The following is a 21,200-nucleotide window of genomic DNA, read 5'->3' as shown; positions in this document are numbered from 1 at the left end:
AGCTAACTTTAGCACATGTCGAAGGCGTTTATGTCATGTATTTGCTTAAGTAAACAATCACCCTATTGGAGTCTCGTGATCAAGCGTGCTCTTTGTGGCTCAAGCTCATTCAAACCTTGTTGATAGCGGTCTAAGGTTGGAGTGCTAGAGCAGAGGACAAATTTACCTAGCGGGTTATACATAAACTGACCGACGACAGCGATAGACAAATGAGCAGGGCAAGTCTGCAGAGGTGTTGTACCATCTAAAATCGCCGCGTAGCGATTCGCTGTGTCTTGATGTTGCATTAACGGCGTAAGTAACCATTGCGTCACGGTTGCAGTGATATCTTCATCATCAATTGTCTGTAATGCTTTGGTCATGCCTGTAAAGTAATACCATTCACCCGCTTTCGTGCTATCAAACGACATCACAGCTGATGGAATAGGCATTTGCCAGCTACCGGGAATAGCGCTGTTGAGTTGAGCGTGTGGTAATTGTTTCAAGACCAATTCGCCAAATTTCATATTTGTTGTGATGCCGTTTTGACTAACGATTTTTATGAGTAGCACATGGGTGTTGGCTGCTACGCGTTGCCAAAACAACATATCTTGATTAATCACTTCGGCAATCTGCTGCGCAGGCATGGTTTGAGCGTGAGCCAGTAAATCGATGAAGTAGAGTTTTTGTGCCGTGAGCAGATGTGAAAGTGATGGAGAAGACAAAAAGACATTAAACTGGCTGCCTTCTTGCCAAGTATCTAACTTAATTAATGTTTTATATCGCGCGATTAATTCGGCGTTTGTTGCGAGGAGTTCGTCAAAAGGCGTTTGTTCTGTCAGTACAGGGAGACAACTGGACATAAAATCATCACGATTAATGCACTCGTTGAATGGTGTTTGCGGTTTATCTATTGGAGTTGTGTTTCGTGTTGGGGAACGTTCCAAAATGCCAAGCTGTTGTATGGTTTTGAGTCGAGAAATCCCGGCATCCATAGGTGAGGCGCCACTATTCACATCAAAGCCCAGTGCATAGAGATACGCATTCTGAGCTTGGTTGTCGGCTAACGCTTTATCACTCTTTTGAATTGCGTCTAGGTAGGCTTTAGTCTGCTCTGAAGCTGGGCTATCTTTGATGTTGATGGCGACAAGGATCAGATAAAGACTCACTGGCACCAAGAATAGCGTGAGCAAAGTCCATTTGATTACGTTTTTTAAATGCTTCATCAAAACTCCATTTATTGACAAATTAACAAAATTGTAAACATATTAACATTTAAACCGACTTCTGTAAGTCAATTTTTTATTAAAGCAACTGCAATAAAAACAAGTATTCACGTAAAAATCAGAGAATGCGTTTACAGTACACAAATGGATGATGTGGGGCGAATTGAAGGAATTAAGTCGGTTCTGAATGAATACTACTGCTTTTCATCATAAAGCCCGCACAAAGCAATCTTGTACGGACTTTATTGACTCGAATCAGCATTAAAAACTATTTCAATGCCTCTGGGACGATAGGGTAGTTATCCCATACTCGACCATCGCTCATTGAACGCACCAGCTTGATATATTCAGCGTGGGTCCAGGCGAGCGGGGTGGCGGAGTTAGTGCCTTGGCCGAGTTGATATTGATAACGTGTGGCGTTACCTACACCATCCCATGCTTGCTCGGGGAGCATTAGACCCGCGTTGGCGAAGGTTTCCATCCCTTGTACATAGGTATTGATAAGTTGCTGCTTGGTTTGCAGTCCTTTCGTGCCAGTCAATTCTCCCTTTGCCCTTGCTAACGCCAACTCAAAATGGCCTCGTTCGCCAGTGAAGAAGGGCCATACGCGGCCGCGTTGGTTGTCGCTATTACTGCCCGATTCGGCGTAGTTCGCCCCCGTGACAGTATCTTCACCGTAGCCATCATTACCGTAACGTCTAAAGCCCGGAACACTGCTGCCGTCTTTTGCGGTAAAGCTATATTTGAGGCGGAAATTGTCTTCTAGCTTAGTGTTATCCACTAGCGCAAGACTTTGATTAATCAGCTTATCGGTGGCGCCACGCACGCCATAGCGCACCAATTCTAAAAAGCCTGCATCGAGGATCTGGCGTTGATCTAATCCCGCACGGCCATTATTAGCGGCGAGTTTCTCGGCGGTGTTTGGCTCACCGTTGGGACTTAAGCGTAGATAATAAGGCGCATTAATACCTTGGCTATCCGTGAGCAAACCTTGGGTCGTCACTAAGTGTTTTTCAAGTTGTTGATTAAGCGTTTTGGCGTTTGCGAGATAACGTTGACTGGCATCGCTGTCGTTTACTGCCTTGGCAATATCACTTGCGGCCACTAAGCCTGCGATCACTGCAGCGGTAGTGGAGGGGGAGTAACCCGCTTGTTCTTCCCAGCGTTCTTGCTGGGTTTTCGGTGGCGTAATTTGGGTGTGGTTCCAGTCGAGATTCACCTCGCCGCCGCTGACTAAAAAGTCCGCCGCGGCTTTTAGCATCTCTTGATACCAATGGCTCAATTCCGCTTGGCTTAGCACGCCTGCTTGCCAGAGTTTCCAGCCGAGCATGATCGGCATCGCCGTTTGGTCAAGCTGTACGCCCACCCATTCAATTTGGCCGTCAACATGGGTCTTTTGTAAAAACCAACCGGGTGTGCCGCTAAAGCCTGGGGTTTTATTGCTCACTTGCACCTTTTTAAGGTACTCAAAGGCGACCTTAGGCGTTTGGGTATCGCCCATGGCGAGAAATGCCATGGCGCACTGGTAAAAGTCACGTGGCCAAACGGCCTTGTAGCCTGTGCTGGGGGTGACTGCAGGGACGGTATCGCCCCAAGGATTAGAAAGCGATGCGATAAGGGCGCCCGCGTAGGTTTTATCTTCCTGCGCTTTGAGTACCATGGCACTGGTATACAGCAGTTTGCCATTATCTGTGGTGCTTTGCGCCATCGCAGGCATCGCGGGTAGCGATTGTAAATAACTGCGCCAACCGGCGTTGTATTGGCTCAGCACCGCATCATACCCCGCTGTTAAGCTGGCGTTGGCATTGGCTAAACTGCTGGCTTCATCCTGGCCAAATCCAATCGCTAAATTAATATTAAGCGGTTGATTTGGTGTTACTTCTGGATAACTTGCAGTAAAAGCGATATTGCCTTGAGTACGATTATCGGCGGCACTTGTGGCGCTATACAAGGTATCCAGTGTGCCGTTGTCGGCTAAATCGGCAAGTCCATCGGAGATACCCTCAAAGCCCGTGGTCGCCTGCGCAAAATCGATATCCGATTTAACCGTCATCACGCTGCTGTGGGGATCAGCGGTGCGAGCGATAAGGGCTTGATGATCGATTCTGCCAATATCATTCGCCCCCGCATTATCAATATGGGGATTAACGTATAAATGCGGTGTGATGCCCGCTTCAAAGGCGGTAAACGTCACCCGCATCATCAGCGTATCGCGGTCGGGATCGGTAAAAATGTGTTTTTCTATCTGATACTTACCTTCAACATCACGATTGATTATCTTATAAGCCAAGGATTGCGGTCGGCCATTAGCATCGGTATCTAAATATTCAATACTGCTGATCGTGTTGTCTTTCTCGGTATCGACAAAGCCATTTCCGGTGATCACAAATTGCAACTCTTTGAGCTGAGCATTGTGAATTAGGCCATACATGGTCTCGGTTAAAATCCCCTGCGCGATGGAGAACCACACTCGGCTAATGGGATTTTGCGCACTATCTTGGTATTGCTCTTGAGTATAAGGCTCGTATGAGGTGCCAATCCCGGTTTTGCCGGAGAACGCCCAAGTTGGTGTTTTGCCGGGGGCGCCGGGGGCAATTTGTGCATTTGCGTCTGTGGATTTGGTGACGATCGGTGTTGATGCGTCTGCATTGGGGGCCGAGGGTGAACAGCCCGTTAAACTGGCAACGCCGATAAGACTTGCGGCGATTGCAAGCGCAATCGGCTTACGGCTTAAGTTGCGGCGGTCTGAAAAGCGGCTAACTGTTGTTGATTCCATATTCATCAAAATCTCCCCAATCAATAGATGGTGCTTATTGCGATTTATTCTTGTTGTAAGCTAAGTGGCTATACGTATTGGCGTTTAGTTGTCCAAACGCCTAAACGGTATATTTGCCGAGTTGTAGGATCTGCGATTTACGCTTGAGTGTGCTGAGTATTAGGTTGCTCAACAAAGAGCACGGCAATCCCGGCGCAGAGCATCAGGATGCCGCCAGTGATCAGGGCGTAGATGGGCTGATCATCAAATAATCCATTAAGAATTACGCCTAAAACACTGGCCGCGAGTAGCTGTGGGATCACGATAAAGAAGTTAAAGATCCCCATATACACGCCCATTTTTTTCGGTGGCAAGGTGCCCGATAACATGGCGTAAGGAATCGAGAGAATCGAGGCCCAGGCGATACCCACGCCAATCATAGGCAGCCATAACAGGTTGGGATCTTTGATAAAATAGAAACTGATCAAGCCAAAACCACCGCAGAACATATTAAAGGTGTGGGTCAGTTTGATGCCGATACGTTTAGCAAGCAGTGGGATAAATAGGGCTGCAATGGCCGAAAATCCATTGTAGGAGGCGAACAGTACACCCACCCAATCGGCGCCATCGTTATAGGCCTTAGACAACACATCGCTGCTGCCAAAATGGTAGGAGGTCACCGCCGAGGTGGTGTAAATCCACATGGCAAATAGCGCGAACCAAGAGAAGAATTGCACTATCGCTAACTGATGCATGGCCTTAGGCATATGGAATAAATCGTCGACCACGTTAAACACTATACCCAGTTGTGTGCGCTGGCGCGGTTGGGATTGGCTTAAACGAAGCGCGCAATAGAGCTGTAATGGGCCAAAGGCAAAAATCCCTATGCTTAAAATATACAACTGTTTATCTAAATCCTGCGTCCACACCGCAAGAGTCAGTAGTGCGCCTACGACCATCCAAACGATAGCGGCAAATTGATAATCCTTGTGTGTGCGGCTGCGTTTGCATTGTTCTTCCACATCGGTCTTGGTTTTAGCATGGAAAGCCGCAAGCTCCTCGGGAGAGTACTCCTTGGTTGAAATCACTGTCCAAGTCACTGCAATAAATAGCACTGTACCGCCAAAATAAAAGGCATAACGCACCGAATCGGCAATTTCCCCTGCGGGCGCCGTATTGGCAACATGAAAAAAGTTGCTGAGAACATAGGGCAGGGCCGAGGCCACAACCGCGCCAATGCCGATAAAAAAGCTTTGCATGGCATAGCCTTGGGTGCGCTGTTTAGGAGGCAAATTATCCCCCACAAAGGCACGGAAGGGTTCCATGGCGATATTGATTGAGGCATCCATAATCCACAGCATGCCCGCCGCAATCCACAGCGTAGGGGAATGCGGCATCACAAAAATCGCGAGAGTTGTACAAATGGCGCCGATTAAAAAATAAGGCCGGCGGCGACCAAGGCGCCCCCAAGTGTTATCACTGAGATAACCAATAATAGGTTGAACTAGCAGACCCGTTAACGGTGCGGCAATCCACAGGATCGGAATTTCATCAATGGAAGCGCCAAGGGTTTGGAAAATGCGACTGACGTTGGCATTTTGCAGGGCAAAGCCGAACTGGATCCCCAAAAAGCCAAAGCACATATTGAAGATTTGCCAGAAATTCAGCTCGGGTTGCACCTTATGCACGGCGCATTGCGCCATATTGGACGAAACATTCTCTAATGGGGTAATCGTTTGTTGATCCGCAGACATGCAACTTCCCTTCAGTAGCGGGCAGCAAAGGGCTGCCTTGAGTCATTTATCGTTATAATTTGAAAGCCTAATCAATGGCTTTTTGCTCAGTTTACGCATTATTGTGCTAGTTCCCTGCGGTCGAGAAACAGACGTCCTGCGAGGCTGAAAAAATGGCGAATACACCTCTCCCTCAGAAGCATATTCGCCAATAAATTCAATTCATACTGTTAAGCTAGAAGCTGATGTAAAAGCTAATGAGTAGAAAAGAACCTAAGTCTGACAGCTATCCTCACAGGCTGCTACCAGAAACGACCTCACAGTGTTCAACCCCACAAGCAGAGGGTGGAACTAGCGAATTTATAGTAGCCGCAGCGCTAATTGGCACACAACCGCTTACATACGTATTCATCATCCATTGATAACTCAAGTTAAACAGCTGTGTAACCTAATAGCGGCCGATTTTACACTCCTGTGGGGGCTTGTGGGTAAAATCAATGGCAAAAGTCTCAGCAGCAGTAAGCAATAGACGTATGCTATTGATACTGCAAAAATAATGGAACAGTATGTCAGCAGATGCTCTCCTGTGGTCTTTCATTAGCACCTGTGTAAATTTATTATGTTTTTGAATATAAAGGATATCTATGTTTGTTATTAGCTTAACCTACAAAAAGCCACTTGCTGATGTTGAGCTGCATTTGGCGGCGCATATTGCTTATCTTGATGCGTATTACGCCAAGGGCGTTTTTATTGCCTCAGGCCGGAAGGTGCCACGCACGGGCGGCGTGATCTTCGCTAAGGCGGAGTCGCGTTCGGTGTTAGAGGCTATTTTGCAGCAAGATCCCTTCTACATTGAAGACGTGGCTGAGTTTGACGTGGTGGAATTTGTACCTACCAAAGCCGCCCCAGGATTAGAACAACTCATTGAGGTGCTTTAGCTATCGTTTGCTAAAGAATCAAATAGCGCACTGTTATTAATTGATTTAAAACACTCTTTTAAAAAAAATCAACTGCTTAGTCTACCCCCCTTGCAAGAGCGATAATATCATCGGCAAGCACAATCATCAGTACGCTTGCCGCTTTTTGTGTTGTCACTAAGCCCGATAATTTGAAGCTATCGAGAAAACACGCCCTAACATAGAGGCAATTAATATCAATCCTATTAAATCTCTATTTATGCAAGGGGAGTTCAACGCGCTTTAGGCAAGGCGAATGCTTCGTAACCTATAATGTGTAAAAATTAACTGTTTACACCGATGATATTTGCTATAAATGCAATAATTGCGGGTGTTGGCGCGGGAAAGAAAATGAAAACTCGGTCCGATGATTTAGAAATACTGCTTGCTGTCGTCGACAGTGGGGGTTTTTCTGCGGCAGCTGAGCTGTTAGATATTCAAGTTGCCCGCGTGTCTCGAGCGGTGAGCAAAGTTGAAAGCCAAGTTGGCGTTTCAATTTTAAATCGCACGACTCGCCGGCTCGAATTAACCGAGGAAGGCCGCCAATTTGTTGAAACCATCCGGCTTGGCTTATTACAGATCCAGCAAGCTGAAGAGGAGATCATCACTCGTGGAGAGCTACCAAGAGGCCGTTTGCGCGTCGATGCCGCAAGTCCCTTTGTGTTTCATCAATTAGTGCCGCTTATCCAGCCGTTTAAGCAAACCTATCCCGATATTGAATTGGAACTGACCTCCAACGAAGGTTTTGTGGATTTACTGGAAAAGAAAACCGATCTCGCGATCCGCATTGGCAACCTAACGGATTCGACTTTGCATGCTAGGCCGCTTGGGAAAAGTTTGCTTTACATTGTGGCCTCACCAGATTACCTCGCTAGGCGCGGTTTTCCCAATAAAAGCAGCGATTTAATTCACCACGATTCGCTGGGATTTTCTACTCCTAAAACCCTCAATGATTGGCCACTGAAAGGATTTACTCGGCTTACGCCTACATTAACCTCGAGTAACGGTGAAACGTTAAGGCAGCTTGCATTAATGGGTAATGGTATTGCCTGCCTATCGGGATTTATGGTGAAAAAGGATATCGCGGAAGGGCGTTTAATCCCCTTATTGGAGAGTGAAAAAATCACCAATAGCGGCCGAGAGCAGATCAATGCGGTGTACTATAAATCTTCTACCGTCGCGAAGCGTATCTCTGCCTTTATTGATTTTATTCAGCCAAAGCTAGCCCTGTAAGGCTTCATAACGATATCCATCCTACTGGCTTGGCCGTGGACACTTTTGCATTTATAACAAAAATCATTTGTCTTTATTGCGCTAAATGTCTCTTGTGGAGTTTGCTAGTATGCCTGCAACGAAATGAGAGGGTTATATTATGACGCAATCACTGTTTCAACTGATCAGCTTGGGTGCATTAACACTCAAAAACCGCATCGTTATGCCGCCAATGACTCGCTCTAGAGCCAGTCAGCCTGGCGATGTGGCCAATCATATGATGGCAACCTATTATGCCCAGCGCGCGAGTGCAGGACTTATTATCTCTGAAGGCACACAGATTTCTCCAACTGCAAAAGGCTATGCTTGGACTCCTGGGATTTATACGCCCGAACAGATTGCGGGCTGGCGTATTGTCACTGAAGCCGTACATGCTAAAGGCGGAGCGATTTTCGCTCAGTTATGGCATGTGGGCCGAGTGACTCATCCTGACAATATTGATGGTCAACAACCGATTTCTTCATCCGCATTAAAAGCGGAAAACGTAAAAGTGTTTGTCGACAACGGCAGTGATGACCCCGGTTTTGTTGATGTAGTTGTGCCTCGGGCCATGACAAAGGCAGATATTGCGCAAGTGATCGCCGATTATCGTCAAGCGGCGCTCAATGCCATGGCGGCTGGCTTTGATGGTATTGAACTCCATGCCGCTAATGGCTATTTGATCAACCAATTTATTGATTCAGAAGCCAACAACCGCAGCGATGAGTACGGCGGTAGTCTTGAAAATCGCCTACGTTTTCTAGACGAAGTGGTTGCGGCATTGGTCGATGCCATCGGTGCTGAGCGTGTAGGTGTGCGCTTAGCGCCCCTTACGACCCTCAATGGTACAGTGGATGCGAACCCGATTTTGACCTATACCACTGCCGCTGCGTTACTTAACAAGCATCGCATTGTTTATCTGCATATTGCTGAAGTGGATTGGGATGATGCGCCTGATACGCCAGTCTCTTTTAAACGTGCCTTACGAGAGGCGTACCAAGGCGTTTTGATTTATGCGGGTCGTTATAATGCGGAAAAAGCGGAGCAGGCTATCAACGATGGTCTGGCTGATATGATTGGTTTTGGACGACCTTTTATTGCCAATCCGGATTTACCCGAGCGGCTACGACACGGCTATCCCTTGGCTGAGCATGAGCCAACAACGCTGTTTGGTGGTGGTGAAAAGGGATTAACTGACTACCCAACTTATCAAGCTTAGGAGAAATTATGTTCAAGGCATTCAAAGGTCAAGCATTAGAGACCAAAAACCGTATCGTGATGGCCCCAATGACTCGCTCACGTAGTACCCAGCCGGGAGATGTGCCAAACGAGATGATGGCCACTTATTATCGCCAGCGTGCCAGTGCAGGATTGATTATTACCGAAGGCGCGCCTGTATCTGCGGTGGCGCGGGGCTATTCAATGACGCCAGGTATTTATACTCCAGCACAGATTGAAGGTTGGAAAAAGGTCACTGAAGCGGTGCACCAAGAAGGTGGGAAAATCTTTATCCAACTCTGGCATGTTGGTCGTCGCAGCCATTCGAGCGTGTCTGGCGCTGAGCCGCTCGCACCATCAGCGATCAAAATTCCAGACCAAGTATTCGGCCCATTGCCTGAAGGTGGTTTTGGCATGATTGAAACCCAGCAGCCTAAGGCGATGAGCGAGCAAGATATCCAAGCGACTATCAGCGATTTTGTCCAAGCAGCACAAAACGCGATGTTAGCCGGTTTTGATGGGGTTGAAGTGCATGCGGCCCATGGCTATTTATTTGATACTTTTTTGCGTTTAGAAAGCAATCAACGGCAAGATCGCTACGGTGGCAGCCAAGAGAATCGGCTGCGTTTTTTAGTCGACACTTTACAAGCCCTTACACAGACCATTGGATCAGGGAAAGTCGCTGTGCGTATCTCTCCCCATATTGGCGAGGGGTTTACTGGTGATAACCCTGAAATCATCCAATTAACACTTGCCTTGTTACAAAAGCTGCAACCTATGAAGCTTGCCTATGTGCATTTTTCTGAAAACATCTCGCGCTATGTGGAAGTCTCTGACGCTTTTCGTCAACAAGTGCGCCGTGTGTATCAACACCCCATTATGGTGGCGGGGAAATTAACCAAGCAATCTGCTCAGCGCTTACTCGACCAACACTACGCAGACTTTGTGGCCTTTGGCACGCCCTTTGTGACGAATCCGGATTTAGTCGCGCGCTTTGCCCATGACTGGCCATTAACCGAGTTTGATGCTGATGCTAGGCTTACCTTGTATGGCGGCGGTGAAGCAGGTTATATCGATTATCCTGCCTATCAGGCATAGCTTTAAAAAATAATGACTTAGCTTAGGCGCTAAATGTTCTCTTGGTGCCTAATGTTAAAAGAGCGTTGTAAAAATTGTGCTTTGTTTAAAAAGGAATTCCCATGGAACAACATCAAGTTTGGGCATACCAAACTAAAACCCACAATGTCACCTTGAGTTCTATGGACATCCCCGCCTTGGCCGCGGATGACATTTTGGTGCAAAACCAAGCCATCGGCATCAATCCTGTGGATTGGAAATTTATCAAGGCAAACCCCATCAATTGGTCGAATGGCCATGTGCCTGGTGTTGATGGTGCGGGTGTCATTGTCAACGTGGGGGCGAAGGTCGATAGCAAGATGTTGGGTAGGCGAGTGGCCTATCACACCTCGCTAAAATGTCACGGCAGTTTTGCCGAGTTTACGGTTCTCAATGCCGCTCGAGTGATGACGCTGCCCGATAATCTGTCATTTGAGCGGGCGGCTGCACTGCCTTGTCCTCTGCTTACCGCATGGCAAGCATTTGAAAAAATACCACTGACAAAACAGCGCGAGGTGCTGATCGTTGGTTTTGGTGCTGTTAATAATCTGCTGACGCAGATGCTGAACAATGCGGGTTACGTCGTTGATCTCGTGTCTGCAAGCCTAAGCCAAGCGCTCGCGGCAAAACGTGGTGTCCGGCATCTTTATCGGGAGCCATCCCAAGTTACACAAAAATATTTCGCCATTTTTGATGCTGTCAGTAGCAAAAATGCCGCGGCACTCGTGCCATCGTTAAAAGCCAATGGACACATAATCTGTATCCAAGACCGCATTCCCGCGCCGATAGATCCCGCATTTACCCGCACGATTTCTTACCATGAAATCGCCCTCGGGGCGTTACATGACTTTGGTGATCGTCAAGATTGGCAGATCCTCATGCAACAGGGGGAAGCACTATTAACGCTTATTGCCCAAGGTAAAATGGCGATCGCAGAGCCTGATATTTTTAGATTTGAGCAAATGATGGAAGCACTAGACCATAGTGAACAAACCAAATCAAAAACAGTGTTAAGCCTAAACCAGTGATAGCACTTTTGCTGATTGGTTAGGGCGTTGTCGATTTGAATTCCTTACGTGACCAGAGAGGAGCTTCAATAACATTGTTAACTGAGTCAGAACAGGCATTAAGGCGTCACTCAACCTGTGGCGCCTCAAATACCTAAGGTCAGATATAGGATGTTTGCGGGAATTTATCCGATATTTTGCCACTGAGTTTGCTATCATGCCGTTTTCCCCTTGAGACCTTACGCAGGTTTCCGCTGTTCGAGTCCCACTTTTATGTCTATTCAAACACTGTTATCGACGGCTTTGGCCAAGCGCCATGGTTTTTTCTTACAAGCAGAACAAGATCATACCGATTGTTTTCGGGTGTTCCATGGCACAGTCGAAGGCGTCAGTGGTTTGAATGTCGACCGTTATGGCGATACTTGGTTGGTACAGAGTTTTCACCAAACCTTGACCGTTGAAGAGTTAGCTGAAATAGCTGCGGTGCTGACGCAAGAAGTGGATTTGCCTGTGGTGTATAACGATCGCTCCGCTGGCCATTCCCGCGTGCTTAATGCATTAAGTCCTGAATTGGATGATATTGCCTGTGCCGAGTTGGTGATGCAGGAAAATGGGATTAAATTCACTACTAAACTGCGTCACGAAGGACAAGATCCTTTGTTATTCCTTGATATGCGTATTGGCCGCGAATATGTGCGAGCACACAGTCAAGATAAAACCGTACTGAATTTATTTTCTTACACCTGTGGCATTGGCACCGCAGCAGCCATGGGGGGCGCCGAGCGGGTAGTAAATGTCGACTTTTCTTCCTTCGCGCTCGCAGCTGGGCGAACCAATGCCGAATTAAACCAAGTGTCTGAGGTGTGTGAGTTTGTACAGAGTGATGCGTTTCCGGCCCTGCGCCAATTAGCAGGTTTGAGTGTGGGAGGGCGCCGCAATCAAAAATTACCCAGTTACCCTAAATTGGCGCAAACCCAATTTGATCTGGTATTTCTTGATCCGCCACGTTATGCCAAGAGCGCCTTCGGTATTGTCGATTTAGTCAATGATTATCAAGGGTTATTTAAACCCGCGTTATTATCAACTAAAACGGGTGGCACCATTGTATGTTGTAATAATGTCGCCAAAGTGGACCGTCGAGATTGGTTTGATAGCCTAGTACGCTGCGTTGAAAAACAAGGCCGAAGTGTGACTGAGCACACTTGGCTTGATCCCCATGAGGATTTCCCGTCATTCGATGATAATCATCCCCTTAAAATTGTGGCGTTGACCTTAAATTAATCGCATTGCAAACCTAATAGGGCGACCAAGATGGTCGCCCTATTACTTTGCTTAATTTTAAAGAGCCTTAAAGCGTATTGCCGTGCCGCCACTGCTGGCTAGCTGTAATGTCAGGCTATCTTTAGCACTCACTTCTTTAGTTTCAATTACATAATCATAGGGATTGGTTTTCCAATCTGCTTTGGCGCCATCGCGGTAAATCTGCGCTTGGTAGCGTTTGTGAGGATCGAGAAAATCCAGTTTGACCGTGACCGTGCGTGCGGTTTCATCTGTTAGGGCACCTAAGTACCAATCTTTTTGATCCTTCGCTTGGCGGGCAAACACCACATAATCACCCACTTCGCCAGCCAGTGCGATACTTTGATACCAGTCTGTTGGTACATCGCGGATAAACTGGAAGGCATCTAAATGTTTTTGATAATTGCGTGGCAAGTCGGCGGCCATTTGGATTGGGCTGTATAGCACCACATACAGGGCGAGTTGCTTCATTAAAGTGGTTTGCACGCGGTTTTCGGCATCTAAGCCCTTGGGGGCTAAGTCAAAAATCCCCGGGGTAAAGTCCATTGGGCCTGCCAGCATCCGGGTAAAGGGCAGCATGGCGGTGTGTTCTGGATTATTTGGCGGACTGCCCCAAGCATTATATTCCTGTCCGCGGGCACCTTCGCGGGCAAGCCAGTTAGGATAGGTGCGACGAAGCCCAGTATCTTTAATCGGCTCGTGGGTATTAATGCTGATATGGTGCTTAGCGGCTTCGGTGACACTGTGCAGATATTCGCCGACCATAAACTGACCGTCGTGCCATTCGTGACGGGTAATACCGTTCTCATCGATGCGTTTGATTTGTCCACCGTCAGCCACATAACCCGTTTTGACTTGGGTGACGCCATGCTTTTCATAAAGGGCGAAGGCATCACCCATTTGATTACGGTAATGGGTCACTGAACCTGCGGTTTCATGGTGGCCAATTAAGCGCACACCTTTTTGTGCTCCGTAGGCGGTAATGGCCGGCAAATCAAAATCATCATAGGCCTTGGTAAAACTGAATTGATCGCCATTATGAAACCAATCGCCATCCCAACCTTGGTTCCAACCTTCGACCAAAACGCCATCAAACTGGTACTTGGCGGCAAAATCGATATAGCGCTTAGTTTCGCTAGTGGTTGCGCCGTGTGTTGGGCCCGAGCCCCAAGTATTTTCATTGAGGTGCATACCCCACCAAATGCCGACGTATTTGCCGGGTTTAACCCAAGATACATCCCCCAGTTTATTGGGTTCATTCAGGTTGAGGATAAGGTGAGAATTCAGCAGTCCCGTAGCCTTATCGGCGATTTGAATTGTGCGCCAAGGGGTATAGAAGCCCGCTTGGGTTTTAACGCGAATGCCATCTGACCAAGGGGTAAGATCGGCCTTGAGCTTGCCATCGCGCTGTTGGTCGAGTGTCATCGAAGCAAAATCTACTAACGCCGCCTCGTGAATACTTAAATGGGTGCCATCGACCAGTTTAAAGGTAAAAGGAGTATGGGCTCGGTCGACTTGACTGAGCGCGCTGGTGCGATACAGATATTCGTAGCGGTTCCATCCCCGAGACGGGATCCACCAGGCGGTGGCTTTATCGCTTTGGCCAATATTAAATTCGGTCAACTCATCTGTGATTGCTAATGGGGTATGGGCTGGCAGAGCGGCTTGCTCGGCTAAGTGGTAGCGAAAACCAATACCATCGTCAAAGGCTTTAAACTCGAGATTTAAGTTTATTTTACCGTCGGTTAATACCACACTCAGTTGATTGTGTTGATCTTTAATCCATTGCTGCTCACCCCAAGGTTGCTGCCATTTTTCATCTGTGCTGGCGCTGTGGCTCGATTTGATCCGTAGACCTTGGCCTAATTCGCCAATCGATTGAAACACTAATCCCAAGCGACTTGGCTCTATGATTGTCTTACCGTGAAAGTCGATTTTATATTCGGCTCGGCCAGTATCGTCACTCAAGCTGATTTGAATGTGTTGATTCGGCGAGCTGAGAGTAACAGTTTGAGCCACAAGATTAGCACTAAAAAGGCTGCTGACGGCAAGGGCGATACACATAGGGCTTAATCGTCGTTGTAAGCGCGTTTGACTATATAAATTCTGCTGAAGCGTAGTTAACTGAAAAGGTTTGGCCTTGATGAACATTCCTTGATCCTTGTTTTTATAATGAATGTAACTCACAGCATACTAGTGGCGATGGCTTTTTAACCGCAACGGCTTGCATACGTATTCAACTTGTTCTGAGTAGGTGTGGAGTGAAGTGCGGCTAGGGCATCAACAAAAGGTGTGGTTTACTTTTGACTCGGGTAAAATGCGCGCCGTCATTATGATTAACAGCGCAATCTAGCGTGTTAAAAGCCGCAGTAGTTAGGTCAAATCGTGAAAATTAGTCAACGTTTACAACAGATAGATCGCATGATCCATGGTCATTACGATCATATTTGGGATTGCTGCTGCGATCATGGTCTACTCGGCATGTTATTACTGCAGAGAAACGCCGCGAAAAAGGTGCATTTTGTTGATTGCGTGATGCCCTTAATGCAGCAACTTTCTATTGAATTACAACGGTTTTTTCCTCAACATGAGGAAAGTGCTGCGGCGACGCTTGGTGCTAGCATCTGCCAGAGCCAGTGGCAAGTGCATTGCCATGATGCAGCAGCACTACCACTTGAATCCAGTGACATACAAGCTAACCACTTGATTATTATCGCAGGTGTCGGTGGGGAGTTATTGGTTGAACTGGTGCGCAGCATTTTGGCGCGCCATAGTCATCGTCGACTCGAGTTTATTTTGTGTCCCGTGCATCATAATTATTATGTGCGCAGTTCATTGGTCGAATTGGGGTTAGTTCTTAAGAGTGAATTGTTACTCGAAGAAAATCAGCGCTTTTACGAAATACTGCATCTAAGGCACGCGAAAGGGTCTTCATCGAAAAAGGAAGACGACATACAGTTGAGTTGCACTGGTTCCATTATGTGGCAGGGACTAAACGAGGATAAAAAGCGGCAGGCTAAGCGTTATCTAATGCAGACGATTGGCCATTATCAGCGTATCCCAGAGAGTCGATTGCCCAATAAACTGCCTATTTTGGCCGCTTATCAACAGATTTTGCAGCAATTGAATGACGGCGGCTAAGCTATAGCCTACTTATGTCCCAAGGCATCAATGCTCACTTCGCGAGTACCTTGCATAGCAGTTTTACTCTGTAAATCCATCAAGTTGGTTTATGCTAACAGGCCATCAATCTTGAGTTTTATTATGCGTTTATTGAAGTCCACCCAAGCTGCCAATATCGATCTTAAACAGGCACGGATCTTTTATCGCCAAGCGGCCCGTGCCATTGTGTTGTCGGGGGAAGATATTTTGCTGCTCTATACCCAAAAATATCGGGATTATGGCTTACCTGGTGGTGGTGTCGATAAAGGTGAGAGTCTTGAAGTTGGGCTTATTCGCGAATTACAGGAAGAAACCGGCGCTATTGCTGCTAATATTATCGCGCCCTTTGGCCGTTATGAGGAATATCGACCTTGGTTTCGTGAAGGCGCTAACGTAGTGCATATGGACTCCTATTGTTACCTGTGTGAAATTGATATGAGTTTAGGTAACCGTGGCTTAGGTGAGCCAAGACTCGAAGCCCATGAGATAAAAAATGGCATGCGACCAGAGTGGATCAATATCCATCAAGCCATTGCCCATAACGAAGATATTCAGCGCACCTTCCCCAATAAAGGCCAATCTATCGTTCGGGAAACCTTTCTGCTCAAACGAATCGTCGAAGAGTTGCTGTAGATAAAACCATGCTTGATGGGGTTATCAGCATAGTCGCATAAGTGCAGGTATAAAAAGCCATCCTGAGGATGGCTTGTGAGGATCTGTTGTGAGAGCAGCCTAGCGGCTAAATCACGGTTAAATAAATACAAAAGAAATGGCTCATCGCGCCCGCCAATACAAATAAATGCCAAATGGCGTGATTGTATGGGATGCGTTTACCGACATAGAAGAGCACTCCTAAGGTGTAAAACAACCCACCTAATAGCAGAAGCTTAAATCCTAGCGGTGACATCGCCGCAGTCAAATCGCCCATTACAGTCACACACAGCCAACCCATCACTAAATAGAGCACTAGGCTCATTTTTTTAAAGCGATGAATAAACAAGGTCTTAAATAAAATCCCACCAATAGCCAAGGACCAAATCGCCGTAAGGATAATGGTTGAAAGCTGTCCTTGCAGGCTGATTAACATTAGAGGGGTATAGGTACCCGCAATTAAGCAATAGATGGCACAGTGATCGGCAATTTTGAGTTTATGTTTCCAGCCTATATGCGTCACGCTGTGATACAGAGTAGAACTTAAAAACAACAGGATTAGGCTTGTGCCATAAATAATAACACCTGTGAGCTGAATGTTAGTGAGGTGGTCGATACCCTTGAGGATCATAAACACTAAGCCGACCACACCCGCGATCACCCCTAGGCCATGGCTGATGCTATTGGCAATCTCTTCACTAAGGCTATAGCCACTGATATTTAATGGTTTTTGATGACTCATTTGCGGCTCTATCAAACTCTGGCTTGGCATGCTGTTGATCCACTCGATGGCGATAATGCCTGAGTCTATCAGTTGGTAAGTTGGAATGCTATATTTGGCTTACACGTGTAAGCTAATTTATTTGAGGTTCACACTATCAAATAAGACTTAGGTGAGCCCACATCTAGTTGTATAACATTATGGTGTTTGTTTACGACTGAATCATGTCAGCACCTTGGAACTTTGTGCGGCGCGCTTTCTCTAATCCCCCGTATGATGTCATGGATTTTTTATGTACTTAATCCATTAAGTGCTAAGGGATGAATTTTGCCAGTTCGAACAAACATTGCCCCAGAAGATGGCCTCAGTATTGATGTGCACGGCCGCGTGACAAACAACGAGACCGCACTTTTTTCCGCTATACCTTTTTGTGCTACGTCTTTCAGCGCAACAGCCTCGGGTGCTACAGATTTGAACGCTAAACCTTTTAGCGCGTTGAGTGTTCATACAGAGTCTTTGGCGAGCGATATAAACCTTAATTTGAGTGAGACTAACCAAAGATCAATCGATAGCGCATTCCACATTTCTTCGGGATTAAGTTGGCGAGAGTGGTCGCATTATTGCAATCTTAAGCCATTGCTTTGGGTCATCTTGGGTCATGGCTTACTGCTGTTGTTATTGATTTTCCTATGGCGAAACCAGTCTCAACAGTTAGGGTTGTCTTTTACTGAATCTTCAGTTAACGCAGGTACTGCAACCAAAGCGTTAAAAGCTTATTTTATTTATGCACCATCAACACAAACCGCTCCAGTGTATTCGGATCAAAATATCGCCATGAAAGACTATGACGTTTCTAGTGAGCCGATAATTTCGCCGCTTAATACTGTAAAGCAGACAGCTGATGTTGAACCAGTTACAAAAGTGATACCAAAACTTGCAGAAACGCCGACACCTAAACCGATGGAGCAGATTGCAAAACCTCCCGAAGTCAGCGCTGCTAAATCAAGCACATTAGCGCCTAACACATCAACACAGGGGCAAACCCAGCAGAGTACAAAAGAAGCGGTTAAGCCTAAAAAGGCAGAAATTCAATCAAGCTCGGCACAAGCGGCAAAAACTCAGTTGTCTGCAGCCGATGAGCAAAGCGGAGGGATATCAGGCAGCGTAGGTTTATTTACCCAGCGTTATTTTGAACGTCAGCGTGAACAAGCCTTAGATGATTTAGTGTTAGAGCAAGCAAATCATTACAGCAAACGGTCGAATTTATCTGAAATGAGTCCCGAGATGGAGGTGCTTATTGTCCCTAATGCTGAGGATTTTAGTGGGCCAACTAGCTTAGATTTAGAACTGGATCCCAATCGAATTGTCCGTCAAGGTGATACCTGTTATCGGGTTGTCAAAGTAGGTACTCCAATTAATCCCTATGCAGAGAACTTAGGTTTCCCCTTCGATTGCAGTGGCAAGAAAATGAACCAAGAAATTGATGATGCCATTAAGGCGCAGCTTAATAAAATGATGGTAAAGCGGCCAAAAGGCTAAAAAATAATGATGATAAATTTTCAATCAAAATAATGATAATGATGATCATAAAAGTTAAATAGCATTAAATGCTTTAATATACAATTAGTTATGTGTTCTTTGTTTTTGATTGATAGTTAAGTTTTTGTCCTTAAATTACGCTTGTTTGTTCGCAGCGCTTCTGCCTATACTTTTGCCCATCTTGTCGGAGTGCCTCTTGGCTGAGACCGTTTATTCGGGATCCGTTGAACCTGATCAGGTTAAAACCTGCGAAGGAAACAAGCATAATAACTTCCATTAAATCGTTTCAGCGGCAATCTTTTGCCGTCTATTAACCCATCGATTTAGTCGTTATTGAGTCAGTAAATCCACTTACGGTTTACCAGGCTCAGCTCTCAACACTCAAGTCTCCAGACAAGCAACTCCATTTTTATTTGTTAAAGTGAGATTGCTTATGTCCAGTTTAGAATTGTCCTCAGAATCGATTGCCGTGAACACCCAAGGGCAAACTAGCCGCCGTGCAGCGCGTGCCCAGGCGCAAGCCTTTATCGATACCCTTAAACCATTACAACATCCTAATTCGCAAAAACTTTATTTGCAGGGAAGCCGTGAGGATTTACGTGTAGGGATGCGGCAAATTCTGCAAACCGATACGCGCATTGGCGGCTCGGCGATCGCACCCAACGTTGAGAAAAATCCTCCCATTCCGGTGTACGACTGCGCTGGCCCGTATTCCGATCCGGCTGCGCAAATTAACGTGCGCCAAGGTCTAGCTAAGCTCAGATTACCGTGGATTATTGAGCGCCAAGATACTGAAGTGCTTGATTGCGCAACCTCAGATTTTACCCAGCAGCGCTTGAAGGATGATGGGCTCGATCATCTGCGTTTCGAAGCTGGCTCAAGTGCGATTGTTCGTCCTCGCCGCGCCTTACCGGGTAAACGCGTGAGCCAACTACACTATGCCCGTCAAGGGATTATTACCCCTGAAATGGAGTATGTGGCGATTCGTGAAAATATGGCGCTCGCCCAGGTGCAGGACGAAATCTTAAACCGCCGCGGCCAAGGTGAATCTTTTGGCGCCGTAATAGGTAAACCGATAACCCCTGAATTTGTCCGCGACGAAATTGCCCGTGGGCGTGCCATTATTCCTTTAAATATCAATCACCCCGAAGCCGAGCCTATGATTATTGGCCGTAACTTTTTGGTGAAAGTCAATGCCAATATCGGTAACTCGGCGGTCACGTCCTCCATCGAGGAGGAAGTGGAAAAGTTAGTCTGGTCAACCCGTTGGGGCGCGGACACTGTGATGGACTTGTCCACTGGCCGGTATATCCATGAAACCCGCGAATGGATTATCCGTAACTCGCCGGTCCCCATAGGTACTGTCCCAATTTATCAAGCACTTGAGAAAGTGAATGGCGTGGCCGAAAACCTAACATGGGAAGTGTTTCGCGATACTTTGATTGAACAAGCGGAGCAGGGCGTTGATTACTTTACCATCCATGCAGGTGTGTTATTGCGTTATGTGCCGATGACCGCCAAGCGGGTCACTGGGATTGTGTCCCGCGGCGGCTCGATTATGGCCAAATGGTGTTTGAGCCATCATCAAGAAAACTTCCTCTATACCCATTTCCGTGAGATATGCGAGCTGTGCGTTGCCTACGATGTATCGCTGTCATTAGGCGACGGTATGCGACCTGGCTCCATTGCCGATGCCAATGATGAGGCGCAGTTCGCCGAGCTTGAAACCTTAGGTGAGCTAGTCAAAATCGCCTGGGAATACGATGTGCAGACCATTATCGAAGGGCCTGGGCATATCCCGATGCAGCTCATCAAGGAGAATATGGATAAGCAGCTTATCCACTGCGCCGAGGCGCCTTTTTATACCTTAGGGCCGCAAATTACTGATATTGCGCCGGGTTACGATCATTTCACCTCCGGAATTGGGGCGGCGATGATTGCATGGTATGGCTGCGCCATGCTCTGCTATGTAACGCCAAAAGAACACTTAGGTTTACCCAATAAGCAGGACGTCAAACAAGGGCTGATTGCTTATAAGATTGCTGCCCATGCGGCCGATATTGCTAAAGGCCACCCGGGCGCGCAGATCCGCGACAATGCGTTATCTAAGGCGCGTTTCGAATTCCGTTGGGAAGATCAATATAACCTCGGGCTCGATCCTGACACTGCGCGAGCCTATCACGATGAATCCCTGCCACAGGAATCGGCCAAGGTCGCGCATTTTTGCTCTATGTGTGGCCCTAAGTTCTGCTCAATGAAGATCACCCAAGATGTGCGCGACTATGCGGCAAGTTTAGCGGCGGGTACGTTAGCAGGGGCTTCGTCAAGCCAGAATGTTGAGAGCGCTGAAGCGTTTGCATCGATAAGCACTGCTCCACAAGGGCAAGCTAACACAGAAATAATCCAGCAGATCATCGTCAAAACCCAAGATGAGTTAACCACAGCCATGGCGCAAAAGTCGGCCGAGTTTGCGGCCTTGGGCGCTAAGCTGTATCTGCCGCTGGACAATGCCAATGCTGGCAATGAATCGGCCAAGCATAAGGACGGGACAAAGCTGCAATCTAAGCCGCAGGTTGCGAAGGTATGA

Annotated in this window: 15 protein-coding genes and 1 riboswitch; of the genes, 10 read left to right on the top strand and 5 right to left on the bottom strand. The window is 47.0% G+C overall.

The window, feature by feature from the left end:
- Positions 1 to 62 precede the first annotated feature (62 nt).
- The 3 genes from H9J30_RS05435 to H9J30_RS05425 form a co-directional block, all read right to left on the bottom strand.
- Positions 63 to 1,205 carry a hypothetical protein gene (locus H9J30_RS05435; protein ID WP_240130104.1) on the bottom strand — a complete coding sequence of 381 codons (1,143 nt, stop codon included), beginning with the start codon at positions 1,203 to 1,205 and terminating at the stop codon, positions 63 to 65.
- Positions 1,206 to 1,473: 268 nt separating this feature from the next.
- A complete protein-coding gene (locus H9J30_RS05430; protein WP_240130103.1) occupies positions 1,474 to 3,987 on the bottom strand; it encodes a glycoside hydrolase family 15 protein in 2,514 nt (837 codons plus the stop codon).
- 131 nt (positions 3,988 to 4,118) lie between these two features.
- The gene (locus H9J30_RS05425) at positions 4,119 to 5,663 is read right to left on the bottom strand and encodes an MFS transporter (RefSeq protein WP_240130338.1); all 1,545 of its coding nucleotides are present in this window, start codon (positions 5,661 to 5,663) and stop codon (positions 4,119 to 4,121) included.
- Positions 5,664 to 6,337: 674 nt separating this feature from the next.
- On the opposite strand from H9J30_RS05425, the gene H9J30_RS05420 reads away from it, so the two are divergent.
- The 6 genes from H9J30_RS05420 (at position 6,338) to H9J30_RS05395 (ending at position 12,522) form a co-directional block, all read left to right on the top strand.
- Positions 6,338 to 6,631 (top strand): YciI family protein, encoded by a 294-nt coding sequence (locus tag H9J30_RS05420; RefSeq protein WP_240130102.1) that lies wholly within the window; start codon positions 6,338 to 6,340, stop codon positions 6,629 to 6,631.
- A gap of 369 nt (positions 6,632 to 7,000) precedes the next feature.
- On the top strand, positions 7,001 to 7,882 hold the full coding sequence (locus H9J30_RS05415) for a LysR family transcriptional regulator (protein WP_240130101.1): 882 nt from the start codon (positions 7,001 to 7,003) through the stop codon (positions 7,880 to 7,882).
- A gap of 139 nt (positions 7,883 to 8,021) precedes the next feature.
- Positions 8,022 to 9,119 (top strand): alkene reductase, encoded by a 1,098-nt coding sequence (locus H9J30_RS05410; protein ID WP_240130100.1) that lies wholly within the window; start codon positions 8,022 to 8,024, stop codon positions 9,117 to 9,119.
- A gap of 8 nt (positions 9,120 to 9,127) precedes the next feature.
- Positions 9,128 to 10,216, top strand: a complete 1,089-nt coding sequence (locus H9J30_RS05405; RefSeq protein WP_240130099.1) for an alkene reductase — start codon at positions 9,128 to 9,130, stop codon at positions 10,214 to 10,216.
- A gap of 101 nt (positions 10,217 to 10,317) precedes the next feature.
- Positions 10,318 to 11,262, top strand: coding sequence for a zinc-binding dehydrogenase (locus tag H9J30_RS05400; RefSeq protein WP_240130098.1), 945 nt, complete (start codon positions 10,318 to 10,320; stop codon positions 11,260 to 11,262).
- Positions 11,263 to 11,514: 252 nt separating this feature from the next.
- Positions 11,515 to 12,522, top strand: coding sequence for a class I SAM-dependent rRNA methyltransferase (locus H9J30_RS05395; protein WP_240130097.1), 1,008 nt, complete (start codon positions 11,515 to 11,517; stop codon positions 12,520 to 12,522).
- A gap of 57 nt (positions 12,523 to 12,579) precedes the next feature.
- Here the strand turns inward: H9J30_RS05395 and H9J30_RS05390 are convergent, their stop codons facing one another.
- Complete coding sequence (locus H9J30_RS05390; protein WP_427915899.1) at positions 12,580 to 14,691, bottom strand: glycoside hydrolase family 97 protein; 2,112 nt, start codon at positions 14,689 to 14,691, stop codon at positions 12,580 to 12,582.
- A 234-nt stretch (positions 14,692 to 14,925) separates the two neighbouring features.
- Between H9J30_RS05390 and H9J30_RS05385 the strand changes: the two genes are divergently transcribed.
- Both H9J30_RS05385 and H9J30_RS05380 read left to right on the top strand, forming a co-directional pair.
- Positions 14,926 to 15,681 carry a tRNA (adenine(22)-N(1))-methyltransferase gene (locus H9J30_RS05385; protein WP_240130096.1) on the top strand — a complete coding sequence of 252 codons (756 nt, stop codon included), beginning with the start codon at positions 14,926 to 14,928 and terminating at the stop codon, positions 15,679 to 15,681.
- A 123-nt stretch (positions 15,682 to 15,804) separates the two neighbouring features.
- Positions 15,805 to 16,335, top strand: a complete 531-nt coding sequence (locus tag H9J30_RS05380) for an NUDIX hydrolase (RefSeq protein ID WP_240130095.1) — start codon at positions 15,805 to 15,807, stop codon at positions 16,333 to 16,335.
- A 106-nt stretch (positions 16,336 to 16,441) separates the two neighbouring features.
- Here the strand turns inward: H9J30_RS05380 and trhA are convergent, their stop codons facing one another.
- Entirely contained in the window at positions 16,442 to 17,125 is a 684-nt protein-coding gene (trhA, locus tag H9J30_RS05375) for a PAQR family membrane homeostasis protein TrhA (protein WP_240130094.1), read from the bottom strand.
- Positions 17,126 to 17,401: 276 nt separating this feature from the next.
- Here trhA and H9J30_RS05370 point away from each other — a divergent pair, with 276 nt between their 5' ends.
- Both H9J30_RS05370 and thiC read left to right on the top strand, forming a co-directional pair.
- Positions 17,402 to 18,613 carry a hypothetical protein gene (locus H9J30_RS05370; RefSeq protein ID WP_240130093.1) on the top strand — a complete coding sequence of 404 codons (1,212 nt, stop codon included), beginning with the start codon at positions 17,402 to 17,404 and terminating at the stop codon, positions 18,611 to 18,613.
- Positions 18,614 to 18,788: 175 nt separating this feature from the next.
- Positions 18,789 to 18,887: riboswitch (TPP riboswitch) on the top strand.
- A gap of 159 nt (positions 18,888 to 19,046) precedes the next feature.
- Positions 19,047 to 21,200, top strand: a complete 2,154-nt coding sequence (gene thiC, locus H9J30_RS05365) for a phosphomethylpyrimidine synthase ThiC (protein WP_240130092.1) — start codon at positions 19,047 to 19,049, stop codon at positions 21,198 to 21,200.

The sequence above is a fragment of the Shewanella cutis genome (assembly GCF_022410515.1).
Taxonomy (GTDB): domain Bacteria; phylum Pseudomonadota; class Gammaproteobacteria; order Enterobacterales; family Shewanellaceae; genus Shewanella; species Shewanella cutis.
The sequence above is the reverse complement of the archived record's forward strand: the minus strand, read 5'-3'. Positions and strand labels throughout refer to the sequence as shown.

Coding starts and splice junctions, on each gene's coding strand:
- H9J30_RS05425 (WP_240130338.1), bottom strand. CDS start 5,663: ATGGCGCAATGCGCCGTGCATAAGGTGCAACCCGAGCTGAATTTCTGG.
- H9J30_RS05405 (WP_240130099.1), top strand. CDS start 9,128: ATGTTCAAGGCATTCAAAGGTCAAGCATTAGAGACCAAAAACCGTATC.
- H9J30_RS05390 (WP_427915899.1), bottom strand. CDS start 14,691: ATGTTCATCAAGGCCAAACCTTTTCAGTTAACTACGCTTCAGCAGAAT.
- trhA (WP_240130094.1), bottom strand. CDS start 17,125: ATGCCAAGCCAGAGTTTGATAGAGCCGCAAATGAGTCATCAAAAACCA.
- thiC (WP_240130092.1), top strand. CDS start 19,047: ATGTCCAGTTTAGAATTGTCCTCAGAATCGATTGCCGTGAACACCCAA.
- H9J30_RS05395 (WP_240130097.1), top strand. CDS start 11,515: ATGTCTATTCAAACACTGTTATCGACGGCTTTGGCCAAGCGCCATGGT.
- H9J30_RS05380 (WP_240130095.1), top strand. CDS start 15,805: ATGCGTTTATTGAAGTCCACCCAAGCTGCCAATATCGATCTTAAACAG.
- H9J30_RS05430 (WP_240130103.1), bottom strand. CDS start 3,987: ATGAATATGGAATCAACAACAGTTAGCCGCTTTTCAGACCGCCGCAAC.
- H9J30_RS05435 (WP_240130104.1), bottom strand. CDS start 1,205: ATGAAGCATTTAAAAAACGTAATCAAATGGACTTTGCTCACGCTATTC.
- H9J30_RS05410 (WP_240130100.1), top strand. CDS start 8,022: ATGACGCAATCACTGTTTCAACTGATCAGCTTGGGTGCATTAACACTC.
- H9J30_RS05415 (WP_240130101.1), top strand. CDS start 7,001: ATGAAAACTCGGTCCGATGATTTAGAAATACTGCTTGCTGTCGTCGAC.
- H9J30_RS05420 (WP_240130102.1), top strand. CDS start 6,338: ATGTTTGTTATTAGCTTAACCTACAAAAAGCCACTTGCTGATGTTGAG.
- H9J30_RS05400 (WP_240130098.1), top strand. CDS start 10,318: ATGGAACAACATCAAGTTTGGGCATACCAAACTAAAACCCACAATGTC.